Here is a 16,639-nt window from a genome sequence, read left to right as displayed (position 1 = left end):
CGGCCCTCCACGCGCGCGTGGAGGGCCGTTTTCGCGTCAGGTTCCCGGCCGGAACCGCCGCACCCCCGACGGCGTCACCACCGCGTGCACCGGCCGGTCGTGCGGCTCCTCGGGGACGTGCTCGACGACCTCCGAGTCGTACAGCAGCACCACCAGCGCGGGGTCCGCACCCGCCCGCTCCAGCCGCGCCAGCACGCGGTCGTACGAGCCTCCGCCGCGCCCCAGCCGCATCCCGCGCGCGTCGACCGCCAGCCCGGGCAGCAGCACGGCGTCGGCGGTGGTCACGGCGTCCGGCCCGAGCCGCTCGCCCGCGGGCTCGAAGAGCGCCATCCTGCCGCCGTGTCGGACGCGCGCGAGCGAGCCCTCGCCCTCGTAGACGCCCCAGTCCAGGTCGTTGTCGGGCAGCAGCACCGGCAGCAGGACCCGTACACCCCGGGCGCGCAACGCGTCCAGGAGCGCGAGCGTCCCCGGTTCGCTCCCCACGGAGACGTACGCCGCCACCGTCCCGGCCCGCGCCAACTCGGGCAGCTCCAGCGCCCGCCCGGCCAGCGCGGCCGACGTTTCCCGCAGGTCATCCGCCGTCAACCTGTTCCTCACCGCGAGGAACTCGAACCGCAAACTCCGCTTGTCAGGCTCACCCGGACGTCCGATGTAACTCAAAGGTTGCTCCCGTACCGTCGCAATACGCTCATATGAGCGCCTATGAACCGGAGCCGCAGATTCCATGCAAAGGCACCGGATAAGGTGGCGGGCATGACTCAGTCGCACCCTCGGATCAGCAAGGCTGTCATTCCCGCAGCAGGCCTCGGCACCCGGTTCCTGCCGGCCACCAAAGCCACTCCCAAGGAGATGCTGCCGGTCGTCGACAAGCCGGCGATCCAGTACGTGGTCGAGGAGGCCGTCGCCGCGGGTCTCGACGACGTCCTCATGGTGACGGGCCGCAACAAGCGCCCCCTCGAGGACCACTTCGACCGCAACTACGAGCTGGAGTCGGCGCTGCAGAAGAAGGGCGACGCCGGCCGCCTCGCCAAGGTGCAGGAGTCGAGCGACCTCGCGACGATGCACTACGTCCGCCAGGGCGACCCCAAGGGCCTCGGCCACGCCGTCCTGTGCGCCGCCCCGCACGTGGGGGACGAGCCCTTCGCCGTCCTCCTCGGCGACGACCTGATCGACCCCCGCGACCCCCTGCTGCAGCGCATGGTCGAGGTCCAGGAGCAGCGCGGCGGCAGCGTCATCGCGCTCATGGAGGTCGCCCCGGAGCAGATCCACCTCTACGGCTGCGCGGCCGTGGAGACCACCGAGGACAGCGACGTCGTCCAGGTCAGCGGCCTGGTCGAGAAGCCCGACCCGGCCGACGCCCCGTCCAACTACGCGATCATCGGCCGCTACGTCCTCGACCCGCACATCTTCGACATACTGCGCAAGACCGAGCCGGGCCGCGGCGGCGAGATCCAGCTCACGGACGCCCTCCAGCAGCTCGCCCAGGACGAGAAGATCGGCGGCCCGGTGCACGGCGTCGTCTTCAAGGGCCGCCGCTATGACACCGGCGACCGCGGCGACTACCTGCGTGCCATCGTCCGACTCGCGTGCGAACGTGAAGACCTGGGCCCGGACTTCCGGACCTGGCTTCGCAGTTACGTAGCCGAGGAGATGTAGCACGTTGAGCAGCGCCGCGCCCCGCGTCACCGGCCAGGACCACTCCGGCCCCGACCACCTCTGGTCGGTGGAGGAGCACCTCGAGGACATCCTCGCCACCGTCCGCCCCCTGGAACCCATCGAGCTGCACCTGCTCGACGCCCAGGGCTGCGTCCTCGTCGAGGACGTCACGGTGCCGGTGTCCCTGCCGCCCTTCGACAACAGCTCGATGGACGGTTACGCGGTACGGATCGCGGACGTGGCGGGCGCGAGCGAGGAGTTCCCGGCGGCCCTGGAGGTCGTCGGGGACGTCGCCGCCGGCCAGGCCGAGCTGCTCCACGTGGGCCCCGGCCAGGCCGCCCGCATCATGACCGGTGCCCCGCTGCCGCCCGGCGCCGAGACGGTCGTGCCCGTCGAGTGGACCGACGGCGGGCTCGGCGAGGGCCCGGTGCGCGGCATGCGGGCCCGCAGCCTCGGCCCCGAGGGCGCCACGGGGCAGGTGCAGGTGTACCGCCCGGCCGAGGCCCGCGCGCACGTGCGCGCGAAAGGCAGTGACGTGAAGGCCGGCGACCGCGCCCTGGAGTCCGGCACGATCCTCGGCCCGCCCCAGATCGCCCTGCTCGCCGCGATCGGCCGCGGCACGGTCCGCGTGCGCCCGCGCCCGCGCGTGGTGGTGCTCTCCACCGGCAGCGAACTCGTCCAGCCGGACACGGAACTGGGCGCCGGTCAGATCTACGACTCCAACAGCTTCGCCCTCACCGCCGCCGCCCGCGACGCCGGCGCCATCGCCTACCGCGTGGGCGCCGTCGCCGACGACGCCGAGACCCTGCGCTCCACCATCGAGGACCAGCTGGTCCGCGCCGACCTGGTGGTCACCACGGGCGGCGTGAGCGTCGGGGCGTACGACGTCGTCAAGGAGGCCCTGTCCCACGTCGCCGACGCGGACGAGGAGGGCAGCGGCATCGAGTTCCGCAAGCTCGCCATGCAGCCCGGCAAGCCCCAGGGCTTCGGCTCCATCGGCCCCGACCACACCCCGCTGCTGGCGCTGCCCGGCAACCCGGTGTCGTCGTACGTCTCCTTCGAACTGTTCGTCCGCCCCGCGATCCGCGCTCTCATGGGCCTTCAGGACGTCCACCGGCCGGTGACCCGGGCGACCCTGACCGCGGACAAGGCGCTGACCTCGCCGAAGGGCCGCCGCCAGTTCCTGCGCGGTACGTACGCCGACGGTCGGGTCACCCCGGTCGGCGGCGCCGGATCCCACCTGATCGCGGCCCTCGCCCACGCCGACGCGCTGATCGTGGTCCCCGAGGACACCGAGTCCGTCGAGCCCGGCACCGAGGTCGAGGTGGTCCTGCTCGGCTGAGAGGCGCTGGTTGGGGGTACCGTGTCGCGCACAGCAGGCCCGGACCGGGAGCGCCACACAGCATGAACATGCAGGACCCCCCTACGCAGGACCGCCTGACGCACATCGACGAGGCGGGTGCCGCCCGCATGGTCGACGTGTCCGAGAAGGACGTGACCGCCCGCACCGCCCGCGCCAGCGGACGCGTCCTCGTCTCGCCCCGCGTGATCGAACTGCTGCGCGGCGAGGGCGTCCCCAAGGGCGACGCCCTGGCGACCGCGCGGATCGCCGGGATCATGGGCGCCAAACGCACCCCGGACCTGATCCCGCTGTGTCACCCCTTGTCGGTGTCCGGTGTGAAACTGGACCTGTCGGTCGCGGACGACGCGGTGGAGATCCTGGCCACCGTGAAGACGACGGACCGCACGGGCGTCGAGATGGAGGCCCTCACCGCGGTCTCCGTCGCCGCGCTCACCGTGATCGACATGGTCAAGGCGGTCGACAAGGGAGCGGTCATCACGGACGTACGGGTGGAGGAGAAGACGGGCGGCAAGTCGGGCGACTGGAGCCGGGCATGACCTACCGCGCTCTCGTCGTCACGGCCTCCAACCGGGCCGCCGCCGGGATCTACGAGGACAAGGGCGGTCCGCTGATCGCGCACGGCTTGAGGGGCTTCGGCTTCGAGGTCGACGGCCCCCAGGTCGTCCCCGACGGCGACCCCGTGGAGGCGGCCCTGCGCGCCGGTGTCGAGACCGGCTACGACGTCATCGTCACCACCGGCGGCACGGGCATCTCGCCCACCGACCGCACCCCCGAGGCGACCTGCCGCGTGATCGACCACGAGGTGCCGGGCATCGCCGAGGCCATCCGGGCGTTCGGCCGGGAGAAGGTGCCGACCGCGGCGCTCTCCCGGGGCCTGGCCGGAGTGGCGGGCGGCACGCTGATCGTCAACCTGCCCGGCTCCAGCGGCGGCGTGAAGGACGGGCTGGCGGTCCTGGAGCCGCTGCTGGTCCATGCCGTCGAGCAGCTCCGCGGCGGTGACCACCCCAGACCCGGCAGTGGGGGTGCGAGCTGAACAGCCCATCCTGGCCCGTCGAGCTGGTGGACGGTGACATCGTCCTCAGGCCGATAAAGCTGCGCGACCAGCGGGCGTGGCGCGAGGTCAACCGGCGCAACCGCGACTGGCTGCGCCCCTGGGAGGCGACCATTCCGCCGCCCACGCCCGGCGGGCCGATGGCACACCGTCCGACCTTCCGCCAGATGGTCCGCCACCTCAGGTCGGAGGCGAACGCGGGCCGGATGCTGCCCTTCGTCATCGAGTACCAGGGGCGGCTGGTGGGGCAGTTGACCGTGGCCGGAATCACCTGGGGCTCGATGTGCTCGGGGCATGTCGGCTACTGGGTGGACGAGGGCGTGGCCGGCCGCGGGGTGATGCCGACGGCGGTGGCGCTCGTCGTGGACCACTGTTTCCGCACGGTCGGGCTGCACCGCATCGAGGTCTGCATTCGCCCGGAGAACGGGCCCAGCCGCCGGGTCGTGGAGAAACTCGGATTCCGTGAGGAGGGGCTCAGGCCGCGTTATCTCCACATCGACGGGGCCTGGCGCGACCATCTCGTCTTCGCGCTCACGGCGGAAGAGGTGCCGGACGGGTTGCTGAGGCGCTGGCACCGGGCACGATCGCAGAGTAATCCGGGAATCCGGCAGCACCCCGGAAATTGAATACATGTTCGAAATTGATCGGCCGGTGACCGTCTTGGGGCATTGAATTCCCGGCCGGGACGCTCTGCTGATCGCATCGGTCACAAAAAAAGTTCGAAATATCAGCCAGATCGTGCGACACACCGGCTCAATTGGCAGATGGCCTCACGCAAACCCCTCTACCGTGTGAGGCGTGAGCAGCAGCGGCCTCATCTACGCAGTCATTGTCGGGGCCTGGGCCGCCTACTTGGTGCCGATGTGGCTCCGTAGGCAGGACGAGCTGAACGAGGCCCGTCCGACGGAACGCTTCAGCACCGCCATCCGGCTTCTGTCCGGAAAGGCGGCCATGGAGCGCCGGTACGCCAAGGACCTGCGGGCGCGCTCCACCGAGGAGGGGGAGCAGGACGCCGACGACCTGGACGCCGTCACCGACTCGGTGGACGTCCGGGCCTTCGCCGTGTCCAAAACGCGTCCCCAGACCCAGGCACCCGTACCGTCGCCCGCCCCCGAGCAGCCGGCCCGCCCGGCACCCGGACCGGACCCGGCGAGCGCCGAACGCGGCCGGGGCCAGGTGCCCGCCGCCCGGCGCGGCGCGACCCCCAGGGCGAACAAGACCAGCCAGGCGAACCAGGCGGCCGCAGCGCGGGCCCGGCGCTCGAAGGTGCTCGCGCGCCGTCGGCGCACCACCACCATGCTGTTCCTCGCCTTCACCCTGGGCGCGATCGTCGCCGCGGTCGGGGGCCTGGCGTTCCTGTGGGCGCCCGGTGTGCCCGCCGTCATGCTCAGCGTGTACATCGCGTACCTGCGCTCCCAGGAGCGCCGCCGCTTCACGTACCAGATGGACCGCCGCCGGGCCGAGGCCGCGGCCCAGCGGCTGCGGGAGCGCCAGCGGCAGCCCCGCCGGCGCGCCTCCGCCGACGAAGAGGTCGAGGGACCGGAGGCGGGATCCGAGTCGGCGGCCGACCCCGGCCTGTCGGCCCTCGCGGCGGACCGGCGCGCACTCGTCGAGCAGACCGACCACGCCGAGTGGGTCGACCAGCAGCGCGAGCGGCAGCGGCGGCCGGGGCAGGGCGACAGCTGGGAGCCGGTGCCGGTGCCTCTGCCCACCTATGTGACCGCACCCGTCGCGCCCCGGGCCACCAGCGACGTGGACCTCGGAGCCCCCGACACCTGGAGCTCCGCGCGGTCGAGCACCGTCACCCCCGATCACGAGGACGCTCCGCCCCCCGCCGACAGCGCGGACCCCGGCGAGGCGGACGCCCGCACGCAGGAGAGGGCGGACGGCGGCGGCCGCAGCGACGCCCGCCGCGCGGCCTCCGCACGGCGGGCCCGGGAGCGCGGGCGCACCCCCCTGTTCGACCAGTACGAGGACGGGGGCCGGCCCCGGGCCGCCAACGAGTAGCCCCACGAAGCCGCAGGTGACCGCCCCTCGGGAACGGATTTCCAAGCAGGCCGATCGGGGTGCTAAAGTTTCACTCGTTGCAAGGGCCTGTGGCGCAGTCCGGTAGCGCACCTCGTTCGCATCGAGGGGGCCAGGGGTTCAAATCCCCTCAGGTCCACGCAGCGACTGTTTCCGAGCTGGCTCGGGGCAGTTGACGAGATCCCGTCCGATCTGATTGATCGGGCGGGATCTCTGCGTTGCACTGATCCCGGGTCAGGCGTGTAGCCCCGCGGCATCGTGCCCGCGCCGCGTACCGCCGACGGCGGGCTCGCGGCGGCGATGCTGCACGGTGACGTTCTGGTGGGAGTGTTCCGGGAGATCTTCGACCACTGCTCACGGTGCCGGCTGCGGATGCTCGCGGGCGGAATGACGGACGAGGCGATGGCCCGCAAGCTCGGTATCTCCGAGCGCACGGTCCGCCGCCTCGTCTCGGACCTGGCGGAACGCCTAGGCGCGGCCAGCCGGTTCCAGGCCGGGGTCCGTGCCGTGCGGCTGGGCCGGCTCGCCGTCCGATGCCGTGACGGCCTCCGCCGGGTTCCCCGTGCCGTCATCGCCCGCCGAAGCCCTCTCGGCGTCCCCGTCCCGGCCGGCCACGGAGCGGCCCCAGGCCGTGCCGACCAGGATCAGCGCCACACCGAGGAAGCCCAGCCACCCGGGCCGGTCACCGGCCAGGGTGATGCCCACGACGGCGGCCCAGACCGGCTCGGTGCCCAGCAGCAGGCTCACCCGCGACGGAGAGGTCCGCCGTACCGCCCACATCTGGACGAAGAAGGCGAACAGCGTGCAGAACACGGACAGGTACAGCAGTCCCAGCCACTGAGCGGCCCCGAAGCCGGCGGCCACCGCCCAAGGCGTGGCGTCCGTACCGGAGGCCGTCGAGAGCAGGGCGAACACCACCACCGCACTCCCCAGCTGAATGGTCGTCAGGGACAGTGAGTCCGCGCCCCGCACCGAGTCCATCCGGGCCATCGCCAGCACGTGCACCGTGCGGGCGACGGCGGCGCCCAGCATCAGCAGGTCACCGACGGACGGAGCGCTGAACCCGGTGCCCTGTGTCAGCAGCACCACACCGAGCACGGAGAGACCGGCCGCCGCCAGGAACGCTCCCGACAGCCCGGTGCCGCGCACCCGGCTCTCGGCGATCGGCGTGAAGATCATGGTGAGGCTGATGATGAGCCCGGCGTTGGTCGCCGATGTGTGCACGACCCCGTACGTCTCCAGGAGGAAGATCCCCGCGAGGATCAGCCCCAGCAGTCCCGCCCCGGATATCTGTGCGCCACTGAGCGCCCGCAGCCTTCGCCACCCGGCGACGACGAGCACGGGAATCACCACGGCGAATCGCAGCACCAGCACCGCCAGTACGGTCTGTGCCGTGGTGATCCCCTTCGCCGCCAGGTAGCTGGAGCCATGGGTCACGAGGGGAGACTTGCGCTGAGCGGCCCTTCAGCGAGGGTGCCGGAGCCGTTTCGCGAAGCAGCGGCTCGACTCGTAGTGGCGGTAGTAGCCGAACTTGGCACACGGCTCGTAGCCGCTGGAGGTGTACAGGGCTATGGCCTCCGGCTGCTTGAGGCCCGTCTCCAGGACCATGCGGATACGGCCGGCCGCGCGGGCGTCCTCCTCCAGGGCGGCCAGGATGCGGCGGGCGATGCCCCGGCCGCGCATCTGCTCGATCACGTACATGCGCTTGACCTCGGCGTCGCCGTCCAGGTTGCCCTCGTCGTTGGCGTCCTGAGAGCGCCAGGCGCCCGAGGCGACGGGGGTGCCGAGCTCGTCGTACGCGATCAGGTAGATGCCGTTCGGCGGCACGAAGTCCGACGCGGCCATGACCGTGGCGTCGCCGTCGTCCCCGTAGCGGACGGCGTACTCGGCCTGGACCTGGTCGTTCAGCTTCACGGCGTCGGGGTGGTCGAAGGAGACCCGGCGTATCTGCATGACGGCTACCGTATTCGATCCGGAACTGGACCTGGTCCAGTGTGCCGGTATGGTGCCGGGGTGCTCACTGTGACCTCTGTGAATGTGAATGGGCTGCGTGCCGCCGCGAAGAAGGGCTTCGTGGAATGGCTCGCGCAGACCGACGCCGACGTGCTGTGTCTGCAGGAGGTGCGGGCCGAGCCGGAGCAGTTGCCCGAGGCCGTCCGGGATCCCGAGGGCTGGCACGTGGTGCACGCGCCGGCCGCCGCCAAGGGGCGGGCCGGGGTGTCCCTGTACAGCCGACGTGAACCCGACCGGGTCCAGGTCGGGTTCGGGTCCGCCGAGTTCGACGGCAGCGGACGGTACGTGGAGGCGGATCTGCCGGGCGTCACCGTCGCCTCCCTGTATCTGCCCTCCGGTGAGGTCGGCACCGAGCGGCAGGACGAGAAGGAGCGCTTCATGGGCGAGTTCCTCGCCCATCTGAAGGAACTCCGGGAGCGGGCCGCCGCCGAGGGGCGCGAGGTGCTGGTCTGCGGCGACTGGAACATCGCCCACCAGCGGGCCGACCTGAAGAACTGGCGCGGCAACACCAAGAACTCCGGGTTCCTGCCCGAGGAGCGGGAGTGGTTGTCCCGGGTCCTGGATCCCGCGGACGGCGGGTACGTCGATGTCGTACGCGCCCTGCACCCGGACACCGAGGGCCCGTACTCGTGGTGGTCGTACCGCGGGCGGGCCTTCGACAACGACACCGGCTGGCGGATCGACTATCACGTGGCCACGCCGGGGCTCGCCGGGCGGGCGGTCAAGGGGTTCGTGGAGCGGGCGGCCACGCATGCGGAGCGGTGGTCCGACCATGCGCCGGTGACCGTCGTCTACGACCGTTAGGGCCTGCGCATCCTGCGGTCCATCGCCAGGGACAGCTCCGCCTCCACCACGCTGCGGGCCAGCGGGCGCAGGCGGGGCAGGTCGGCCTCGGAGGCGTGGCGCAGGACCAGGCCGGTGAAGAGTTCGGCCAGGGCGTCGGCGTGGGTGCGGACCTGCTTGGCCGCGCCGAGGACCTCCGCGAGCGGGATGCCCTCGCGGACCAGGGCCGAGGAGACGTCCAGGAGGCGGCGGCTGATGTGGACGATCTCGTCGCCGTCGGTGCCGAGGTAGCCGAGTTCCATCGCGGCGGCGAGGTTCTCGGGGGTGGCCTCGCCCGCGAAGTGGTCGGCGAGCTCCTCGGGGGTGAGGTGGACCGGCTCCTCCTCGGTGGGGGCGTCCACGCCGAGCAGGTCGCCGACGTCCCGGCCGTGGTCGAAGGCCTCCGCCAGCTCCGCGATGCCGCTGAGGGTGTGGCCGCGTTCCAGCAGGGCCGTGATCGTGCGCAGCCGGTTCAGGTGGTGGTCGTCGTACCAGGCGATCCGGCCTTCCCGGCGAGGCGGCGGGATCAGCTTGCGTTCGCGGTAGAAGCGCAGGGTGCGCACCGTGATCCCGGCCAGGCGGGCCAGCTCTTCCATGCGGTATTCACGCTTCTCGGCCACCTGGGCACCTTAAGGCGTACCGAGGGTGGCTTTCCTCGGCCGCCCCCTACCCATCAGTACGTCACTGCCCTACGCTCCCATTGCGCCAGTGTTCACTGGCATGGTTCTCGTGGTGTGTGGAGGTGTCGGCATGGGCGAACGCGAACACGAACGCGAGCATGTGCGGGTCGCGGTGGTCGGGTCCGGGTTCGGCGGGCTGGGGGCCGCCGTCCGGCTGCGCCGCGAGGGCGTCACCGACTTCGTCGTGCTGGAGCGGGCGAGCAGCGTCGGCGGGACCTGGCGCGACAACAGCTACCCGGGGTGCGCGTGTGACGTGCCGTCGCATCTGTACTCGTTCTCCTTCGCGCCCAACCCCGACTGGCCGCGCGTCTTCTCGGGGCAGGAGCACATCCGCGCCTACCTGGAGCATGTGACCGACACCTTCCGGCTGCGGCCGCACATCCGCTTCGACTCGGAGGTGAAGCGGATGACGTGGAACGCCGGGCGGCTGTGCTGGGACATCGAGACCAGCAGCGGGAGCCTGTCGGCGGACATCGTCGTCTCCGCCACCGGGCCGCTGTCCGACCCGAAGGTCCCGGACCTCCCCGGGCTGGACTCCTTCCCGGGCAAGGTCTTCCACTCGGCCCGCTGGGACCACGACTACGACCTGCGCGGCAAGCGCGTCGCCATGGTGGGGACCGGGGCCTCGGCCATCCAGATCGTGCCGGCCCTCCAGCCCGACGTGTCGCGGCTCACCCTCTTCCAGCGCACCCCGCCGTGGGTGCTGCCCCGCGTCGACCGGGCCATCAGCGACGCCGAGCGGTGGCTCCACCGGCAGCTGCCCTTCACCTCGCAGCTGCGCCGCGGACTGCTGTGGGGCATCCGGGAGGTGCAGGTCCAGGCGTTCACCAAGCGCCCGAACGAACTCGGCTTCGTCGAGCGGCTGGCCAAGCGCAACATGGCCCGCGCCGTCAAGGATCCGGCCCTGCGGGCGAAGCTCACCCCTGACTACCGCATCGGCTGCAAGCGGATCCTGCTGTCCAGCGAGTACTACCCGGCGCTCGCACAGCCCAACGTGGACGTCGTCGCGAGCGGGCTGACCGAGGTCCGCGGATCGACCCTCGTCGCCGCCGACGGCAGCGAGGCCGAGGTGGACGCGATCGTCTTCGGCACCGGCTTCCACGTCACCGACATGCCCATCGCCGAGCGGGTCGTCGGCGCGGACGGACGGACCCTCGCCGAGACCTGGAAGGGCGGCATGGAAGCACTGCGCGGCGCATCGGCGGCCGGCTTCCCCAACTGGATGACGATCATCGGGCCCAACACCGGCCTGGGGAACTCCTCGATGATCTTCATGATCGAGTCCCAGCTGAACTATCTGGCCGACTTCGTCCGCCAGGTCGACGTCCTCGGCGGACGGGTCGCCCTCGACGCCCGGCCGAGCGCCGTACGCGCCTGGAACCACCGGGTGCAGGAGCGCATGAAGCGGACCGTGTGGAGCACCGGCGGCTGCACCAGCTGGTACCTCGACGCGAGCGGCCGCAACACCACCATCTGGCCCGGCACGACAGCCGAGTTCCGGCGGGCGACGCGGCGGGTGGACCTCGCGGAGTACGACGTCCTGCGGACCCCCGTGACGGGGACCCGGAAGGCCGCCGGGCAGAAGGCCGGGGTGGACGCGTGAGCCGTCTTCTGCACGTCGACTCCGGCCCCTACGCCCCGCCCGCCCCGGCGCGCGAACTGACCGCCGTCTCCGCCGACGGCGCCCGGCTGCACGTCGAGATCCACGGGCCCGACGGGGCCCCCGCCGTCGTCCTCGCCCACGGCTGGACCTGCTCCACCGCCTTCTGGGCGGCCCAGATCCGCGACCTCGCGACCGACCACCGCGTCATCGCCTACGACCAGCGCGGCCACGGACGCAGCCCCGCGAGCCCCGCATGCACCACCGACGCCCTCGCCGACGACCTGGAAGCCGTACTCGGCGCCACCCTCGCACCCGGCGAACAGGCCGTGATCGCCGGGCACTCCATGGGCGGTATGACCGTGATGGCGGCCTCCGGGAGAACCGCCTTCCGCGAGCACACCGCCGCCGTCCTGCTGTGCAGCACGGGCAGTTCGCAGCTGGTCGCTTCCTCCACCGTCGTCCCCCTGCGGCCCGGGCGGCTGCGGACCTGGCTGACCCGGCGGATCCTCGGCTCCCGGGCACCGCTCGGCCCGGTCACGCCCCTGGCCCGCCGGATCCTCAAGTACGGGACGATGGGCCCGGCTTCGGCCCCGCACATGGTCGAGGCCTGTGCCCGTATCGTGCACGCCTGCCCCCGCAAGGTCCGCTACGCCTGGTCGCATGTGCTGGACCTGCTCGACCTGGACCACGGCGTGCGGGAGCTGGACGTGCCCACGGCCGTGGTGGCCGGTACGGCGGACCGGCTCACGCCGCCGGCCCACGCCCGGGCCCTGGCCGCCGCGCTGCCGCACTGCACCGGGCTCACCGAGCTGCCCGGCATCGGCCACATGACGCCCGTCGAGGCGCCCGAGCTGGTCACCGGGAAGATACGTGAACTCGTCCAGGCACACATCCAGGCACACAACCGGGTCGTATCCGAGGAGAGCGCATGAGCAGGGTGAGCCTTGAGGGCAGAGTCGCCGTGGTGACCGGGGCGGCGCGCGGCGTCGGGGAGTTGCTGGCCCGCAAGCTCTCCGCGCGCGGCGTGAAGGTGGCGCTCGTCGGGCTGGAGCCGGACGCGCTCAAGGAGGTCTCCGGGCGGCTGCACAGCGACAGCGACCACTGGCACGCCGACGTCACCGACCACGAGGCGATGGCCCGGGTCGCGCAGGAGGTCAGGGAGCGCTTCGGCCGGGTCGACATCGTCGTCGCCAACGCCGGCGTCGCCACGGGCGGTCCGTTCGCCGACTCCGACCCGGTGTCCTGGCGGCGGGTGATCGAGGTCAACCTGGTCGGCTCCGCGGTGACGGCCCGGGCCTTCCTGCCGCCGCTCCTGGAGAGCCGGGGGTATCTGCTCCAGATCGCCTCCCTCGCGGCGATCACGCCGGCGCCCATGATGACCGCGTACTGCGCGTCCAAGTCCGGTGTGGAGGCCTACGCGCACAGCCTGCGCGCCGAGGTCGGGCACCGGGGTGTGAAGGTCGGCGTCGGGTATCTGTCGTGGACCGACACCGACATGGTGCGCGGGGCCGACCAGGACGACGTCATGCGGGAGTTGAGGCAGCGGCTGCCCTGGCCGTCCAACAAGACGTATCCGCTGGGCCCGGCGGTGGACCGGCTGGTGGCCGGGATCGAGCGCCGGTCGAGCCATGTCTACGGGCAGTGGTGGCTGCGCGGCATGCAGGGCGTGCGCGGATATCTGCCCGGGGTCATCGGGACGGTGGGGCAGCGCGAGATGCGCCGGTTCGCGGACCGGCTGACCGGCATGCGCACGGGCCTCGTGGGGGCGGGAGGAGCGGCCGACGAGCAGCAGAGGACTACAGTCCGTAAGTGATCGACATGCGCAGCGTCACGGCCCGTGTGAATCTGGTCGAGCCAGATCCCCTCACCCCCAACGGGAGTGAACCCACATGGGTATGAAGGACCAGTTCCAGGAGAAGTCCGAGCAGTGGCAGAACCAGGCCAAGCAGAAGGCCGACCAGGCCCGTGAGCAGATGCAGGGCCGCGGTCGCCGGCGTGACGAGGACATGGACCCCTCGCAGCCCTCGCAGCCCTCGCAGCGCGAGCGTGAGCGGGAGCGCGAGCAGGAGGACCGCTTCGACCAGGACTACGACGCCTGACGTTGCGCGCTGAACGGAAGGGGTGCCTCGCGCGGGGCACCCCTTCCTCACGTCCTGGGCGGCAGCTTCGGGCGGGAACGGTCCGGTACGTCGCTGTAGGTCGGCGGTTTCGCCGGTGGGTTGGTCTCCAGCAGCCCGAGCGCCAGCTCCACCGCGTCGGTCAGCTGGGCGTGGCGGCCCTCCGCCCAGTCCAGCGGGGTGCGCAGGACGTCGATGTCGGGGGCGACGCCCTTGTTCTCCACCGACCAGCCGTAGGCGTCGAACCAGGCCGCGTTCATCGGCACCGTGATGACCGTGCCGTCCCCCAGCTCGTGCCGGCCGGTCATGCCGACCACACCGCCCCAGGTGCGCTGCCCCACCACCGGGCCCAGCTTCAGCAGCTTGAACGCGGCGGTGATCATGTCACCGTCGGAGGAGGTCGCCTCGTCGGCCAGGGCCACCACCGGGCCTCGGGGCGCGTTCGAGGTGTACGACACGGGCTGGGCGTCGCGGGTCAGGTCCCAGCCCAGGATCGTGCGGCTCAGCGTCTCGATGACCAGCTCGCTGATGTGACCGCCGGCGTTGCCGCGCACGTCCACGATCAGCGCGGGCCGCGACACCTCCATGCGCAGATCGCGGTTGAACTGCGCCCAGCCCGAACCGCCCATGTCCGGGATGTGCAGATAGCCGCACCGCCCCCCGCTCAACTCCCGTACCACGGACCGGCGTTTGGCCACCCAGTCCTGGTAGCGCAACGGCCGCTCGTCGACGAGCGGGACGACCGCGACCCGCCGGGGCGGTCCCGTGCCCTGCGCCGGGGAGAAGGTCAGCTCCACCGTCGTACCGCCCGCGCCCGCCAGCAGCGGATACGGGCCCGCGTCCGGATCCACCGGGCGGCCGTCGACATGGGTCAGGATCGCCCCCTCGCGGATGCCCGTACCGGCCAGCGGGGAGCGGGCCTTGGAGTCGGAGGAGTCGCCGGGCAGGATCCGCTTGACCATCCAGCCGCCGTCCCGGCGTACGAAGTTGGCGCCCAGCAGGCCCTGCCGGCGCTGGTAGTGCGGCGGGCCCTCGTTGCGCCGGGCGGCGGTGACGTAGGCGTGGGAGGTGCCCAGTTCGCCCAGCACCTCGCGCAGCAGGTCGGCGAACTCGTCCGGGGAGGCGACCCGTTCGACCAGCGGACGGTACTGGTCCAGCACCCCGGCCCAGTCGATGCCGCACATGCCCGGCTCCCAGAAGTACGCCCGGATCAGCCGCCCGGCCTCCTCGTACGCCTGCCGCCACTCCGCGGCCGGGTCGACCACGTGCAGGATACGGCGCGTGTCGATCCACACCGTCGTGTCCAGGTCGCCGGGCTCGGTCGCGGGCACCGCGCGCAGCTCGCCCTCGTCGACGATCACCAGCCGCGTGCCGTCGCCGCTGACCGCGAAGAAGTCCAGGTGCACGGCGAGTTCGGACTTCTTGGCCCTGGTGATGCCGAAGTGCTCCAGGGTCGGCCGGCCGCTGGTGTCGTCCGGGTTGGCGAACGTCTCGCCCAGCGCGCCCGAGATCGGCCAGCGCAGCCACGCCAGCCCGCCGCCCGCCACCGGGTGCAGCGCCGAGTACTTGGAGGCGGCCACCGGGAAGGGCGTGACCCGGCTTTCCAGCCCCTCGACCTCGACGGTCACCGTCCCGTTGTCCCCGTTCTCGTCGTCCTCCACCGGGTCCAGGCCCCCGGCGGCCGGGCGGCCCTCGGGGTTCACCGCGAACGGGGAGGGCGTCGCGGAGGACAGCGGCACGAGGTACGGGCGGCAGCCCAGGGGGAAGGACAGGTCGCCGGTGTGCACGTCGTAGACGGGGTCGAAGCCGCGCCAGGAGAGGAAGGCGAGGTAGCGGCCGTCGCGCGTGAAGGCCGGGTTCTCGTCCTCGAAACGGCCGTTGGTGACGTCCACGATGAACCGGTCTGTGATCCGGGCCATCTTGATCTGCCGCAGGGTCCGCCCGATGCCCGGGTGCGACCAGGTCAGCCACGCCCCGTCCGGGGAGAACGCGAGGTCCCGCACGGGCCCGTTGATCGACCGGATCAGCTCGCTGACCTCGCCGCCGGACTCCTCGGACACGTCCACGAGCAGCAGCCGTCCGTCGTGCGAGGCGACCGCCAGCCGCTCGCCCTCCGGATCGGACACGAGCTCGCGCACCCGGCCCAGCGCTCTCGAGGCCAGGCGCCGCGGTGCGCGGGCGCCGCTCGCCCGGGGCAGGGAGGCGATCTCGATCGCGTCCTCGCCCTCCGCGTCCGTCACATACGCCACCCGCCCGCTCGCGCCGAGCATCTCCGGCATCCGGACCCGGACGCCCGGGGTGTCGGTGAGGGTGCGGGCCGGCCCGTCCCGGTGGGTGAGCCAGTACAGGCTGCCGCGCACGACGACCGCGCCGGCCCGCCCGGTCTCGTCGACCGAGATCCCGTCGACGTGCTGGGCCGCGGCCACCTGGTACGGGCGCCGCCCGGCGCGCGGGCCGCTCAGCCGCACGTCCAGCCGGCGTGGTTCGGAGTCCCGTGACAGGTCGTCGACCAGCCACAGGTCGCCCGCGCACTGGTACACCACCCGGGTGCCGTCGCTTGCGGCGTGCCGGGCGTAGAAGGCGTCGTGGTCGGTGTGCCGGCGCAGGTCGGAGCCGTCGTAGGCGCACGAGTAGAGGTTGCCGACGCCCTCGTGGTCGGAGAGGAAGGCGATCCTGCCGCCGACGAACATGGGGGAGTGCAGATGGCCGCCGAGGCCTTCGAGCAGCCGTTCGCCGTGCAGCCACAGTCTGCCCGTGGCCCCGCCCCGGTAGCGCTTCCAGGCGGCCGGTTCGTGCGGCGGGGTACCGGTGAGCAGGAGCGACTTGCGCTCCCCGGCCAGGTCGGCGACCTGAATGTCGGAGACCGGGCCCCAGGGCAGTTTGCGGCCCGGGTCGCCGTCCGGGGAGAGCTTGTATGCCCAGGTGTAGTAGGAGAAGGGCTCGCCGTGCGAGGCCACGGCCAGGATCTCGCCGTCCGGGGTCCAGCCGCAGACCCGGGTGTCGGCGCTGCCCCAGTGGCTCACCTGCCGGGCCGGGCCGCCGTCCACCGGCGCGAGATGCACCTCGGGCACCAGGCTGCGCCAGCTTGTGTACGCGAGGTGCCGTCCGTCGGGGGAGAAGCGGGGGTGACCCACCTTGGTGCGGTCGACGGTGAGCCGCCAGGCGCGGCCGGGGCCGTCGAGCGGGGCGAGCCAGAGGTCGTCCTCGGCCACGAAGCAGAGCAGGTCGTCATGGAGGTGCGGCAGACGCAGATAGGTCACGTCTTCATGCTTTGCCGGGGGACGGAGTGCAGCAAGTCCAGGCAAACCG

At 72.1% G+C, this 16,639-nt stretch carries 16 protein-coding genes, 1 tRNA gene and 1 pseudogene; 13 read left to right on the top strand and 5 right to left on the bottom strand.

Annotated elements, in window-relative coordinates:
• Positions 1–36: 36 nt before the first annotated feature.
• Positions 37–660 (bottom strand): 5-formyltetrahydrofolate cyclo-ligase, encoded by a 624-nt coding sequence (locus CCL05_RS19025; RefSeq protein WP_086561696.1) that lies wholly within the window; start codon positions 658–660, stop codon positions 37–39.
• Between the two features lie 93 nt (positions 661–753).
• On the opposite strand from CCL05_RS19025, the gene galU reads away from it, so the two are divergent.
• From galU to CCL05_RS47510, 8 genes and pseudogenes are all read left to right on the top strand, one after another.
• A complete protein-coding gene (gene galU / locus CCL05_RS19020) occupies positions 754–1,656 on the top strand; it encodes a UTP--glucose-1-phosphate uridylyltransferase GalU (protein ID WP_086561694.1) in 903 nt (300 codons plus the stop codon).
• 4 nt (positions 1,657–1,660) lie between these two features.
• Entirely contained in the window at positions 1,661–2,998 is a 1,338-nt protein-coding gene (gene glp / locus CCL05_RS19015) for a molybdotransferase-like divisome protein Glp (RefSeq protein ID WP_086561693.1), read from the top strand.
• 62 nt (positions 2,999–3,060) lie between these two features.
• A complete protein-coding gene (gene moaC, locus CCL05_RS19010; RefSeq protein WP_208641565.1) occupies positions 3,061–3,555 on the top strand; it encodes a cyclic pyranopterin monophosphate synthase MoaC in 495 nt (164 codons plus the stop codon).
• Entirely contained in the window at positions 3,552–4,052 is a 501-nt protein-coding gene (locus tag CCL05_RS19005; RefSeq protein ID WP_086561692.1) for a MogA/MoaB family molybdenum cofactor biosynthesis protein, read from the top strand. Before moaC ends, CCL05_RS19005 begins: the two co-directional genes overlap by 4 nt.
• A gap of 23 nt (positions 4,053–4,075) precedes the next feature.
• Positions 4,076–4,696: a GNAT family N-acetyltransferase gene (locus CCL05_RS19000; protein WP_244204323.1), complete on the top strand. Its 621-nt coding sequence runs from the start codon at positions 4,076–4,078 to the stop codon at positions 4,694–4,696.
• Between the two features lie 172 nt (positions 4,697–4,868).
• Positions 4,869–6,077, top strand: coding sequence for a divisome protein SepX/GlpR (gene sepX, locus CCL05_RS18995; RefSeq protein WP_086561690.1), 1,209 nt, complete (start codon positions 4,869–4,871; stop codon positions 6,075–6,077).
• An 83-nt stretch (positions 6,078–6,160) separates the two neighbouring features.
• Positions 6,161–6,234: transfer RNA gene (locus CCL05_RS18990), tRNA-Ala, on the top strand.
• A 161-nt stretch (positions 6,235–6,395) separates the two neighbouring features.
• A pseudogene (locus CCL05_RS47510) lies at positions 6,396–6,530 on the top strand (helix-turn-helix transcriptional regulator); the annotation flags it as partial.
• 33 nt (positions 6,531–6,563) lie between these two features.
• On the opposite strand, the gene CCL05_RS18980 reads toward CCL05_RS47510, so the two are convergent.
• The gene (locus CCL05_RS18980) at positions 6,564–7,532 is read right to left on the bottom strand and encodes a DMT family transporter (protein ID WP_086561689.1); all 969 of its coding nucleotides are present in this window, start codon (positions 7,530–7,532) and stop codon (positions 6,564–6,566) included.
• A 27-nt stretch (positions 7,533–7,559) separates the two neighbouring features.
• Positions 7,560–8,048 (bottom strand): GNAT family N-acetyltransferase, encoded by a 489-nt coding sequence (locus tag CCL05_RS18975; RefSeq protein WP_086561688.1) that lies wholly within the window; start codon positions 8,046–8,048, stop codon positions 7,560–7,562.
• Between the two features lie 60 nt (positions 8,049–8,108).
• Between CCL05_RS18975 and CCL05_RS18970 the strand changes: the two genes are divergently transcribed.
• The gene (locus CCL05_RS18970) at positions 8,109–8,912 is read left to right on the top strand and encodes an exodeoxyribonuclease III (RefSeq protein ID WP_167409581.1); all 804 of its coding nucleotides are present in this window, start codon (positions 8,109–8,111) and stop codon (positions 8,910–8,912) included.
• Here the strand turns inward: CCL05_RS18970 and CCL05_RS18965 are convergent.
• Positions 8,909–9,550 (bottom strand): MerR family transcriptional regulator, encoded by a 642-nt coding sequence (locus CCL05_RS18965; RefSeq protein WP_086561686.1) that lies wholly within the window; start codon positions 9,548–9,550, stop codon positions 8,909–8,911. The genes CCL05_RS18970 and CCL05_RS18965 overlap by 4 nt on opposite strands.
• 130 nt (positions 9,551–9,680) lie before the next feature.
• Here CCL05_RS18965 and CCL05_RS18960 point away from each other — a divergent pair, with 130 nt between their 5' ends.
• The 4 genes from CCL05_RS18960 (at position 9,681) to CCL05_RS18945 (ending at position 13,312) form a co-directional block, all read left to right on the top strand.
• The gene (locus CCL05_RS18960) at positions 9,681–11,213 is read left to right on the top strand and encodes a flavin-containing monooxygenase (RefSeq protein ID WP_086561685.1); all 1,533 of its coding nucleotides are present in this window, start codon (positions 9,681–9,683) and stop codon (positions 11,211–11,213) included.
• The gene (locus CCL05_RS18955; protein ID WP_086561684.1) at positions 11,210–12,145 is read left to right on the top strand and encodes an alpha/beta fold hydrolase; all 936 of its coding nucleotides are present in this window, start codon (positions 11,210–11,212) and stop codon (positions 12,143–12,145) included. Before CCL05_RS18960 ends, CCL05_RS18955 begins: the two co-directional genes overlap by 4 nt.
• Positions 12,142–13,026 carry an SDR family oxidoreductase gene (locus CCL05_RS18950; RefSeq protein WP_086561683.1) on the top strand — a complete coding sequence of 295 codons (885 nt, stop codon included), beginning with the start codon at positions 12,142–12,144 and terminating at the stop codon, positions 13,024–13,026. Before CCL05_RS18955 ends, CCL05_RS18950 begins: the two co-directional genes overlap by 4 nt.
• A 76-nt stretch (positions 13,027–13,102) precedes the next feature.
• Positions 13,103–13,312 carry a hypothetical protein gene (locus tag CCL05_RS18945; RefSeq protein ID WP_086561682.1) on the top strand — a complete coding sequence of 70 codons (210 nt, stop codon included), beginning with the start codon at positions 13,103–13,105 and terminating at the stop codon, positions 13,310–13,312.
• 47 nt (positions 13,313–13,359) lie between these two features.
• Here CCL05_RS18945 and CCL05_RS18940 read toward each other — a convergent pair whose 3' ends face one another.
• Positions 13,360–16,590, bottom strand: a complete 3,231-nt coding sequence (locus tag CCL05_RS18940; protein WP_086561681.1) for a S41 family peptidase — start codon at positions 16,588–16,590, stop codon at positions 13,360–13,362.
• Positions 16,591–16,639 lie beyond the last annotated feature (49 nt).

This window comes from Streptomyces africanus (assembly GCF_002150735.1).
In the GTDB taxonomy this organism is placed as follows: domain Bacteria; phylum Actinomycetota; class Actinomycetes; order Streptomycetales; family Streptomycetaceae; genus Streptomyces; species Streptomyces africanus.
Note: the sequence above shows the minus strand (reverse complement) of the source record. Positions and strands in the feature narration are given on the sequence as shown.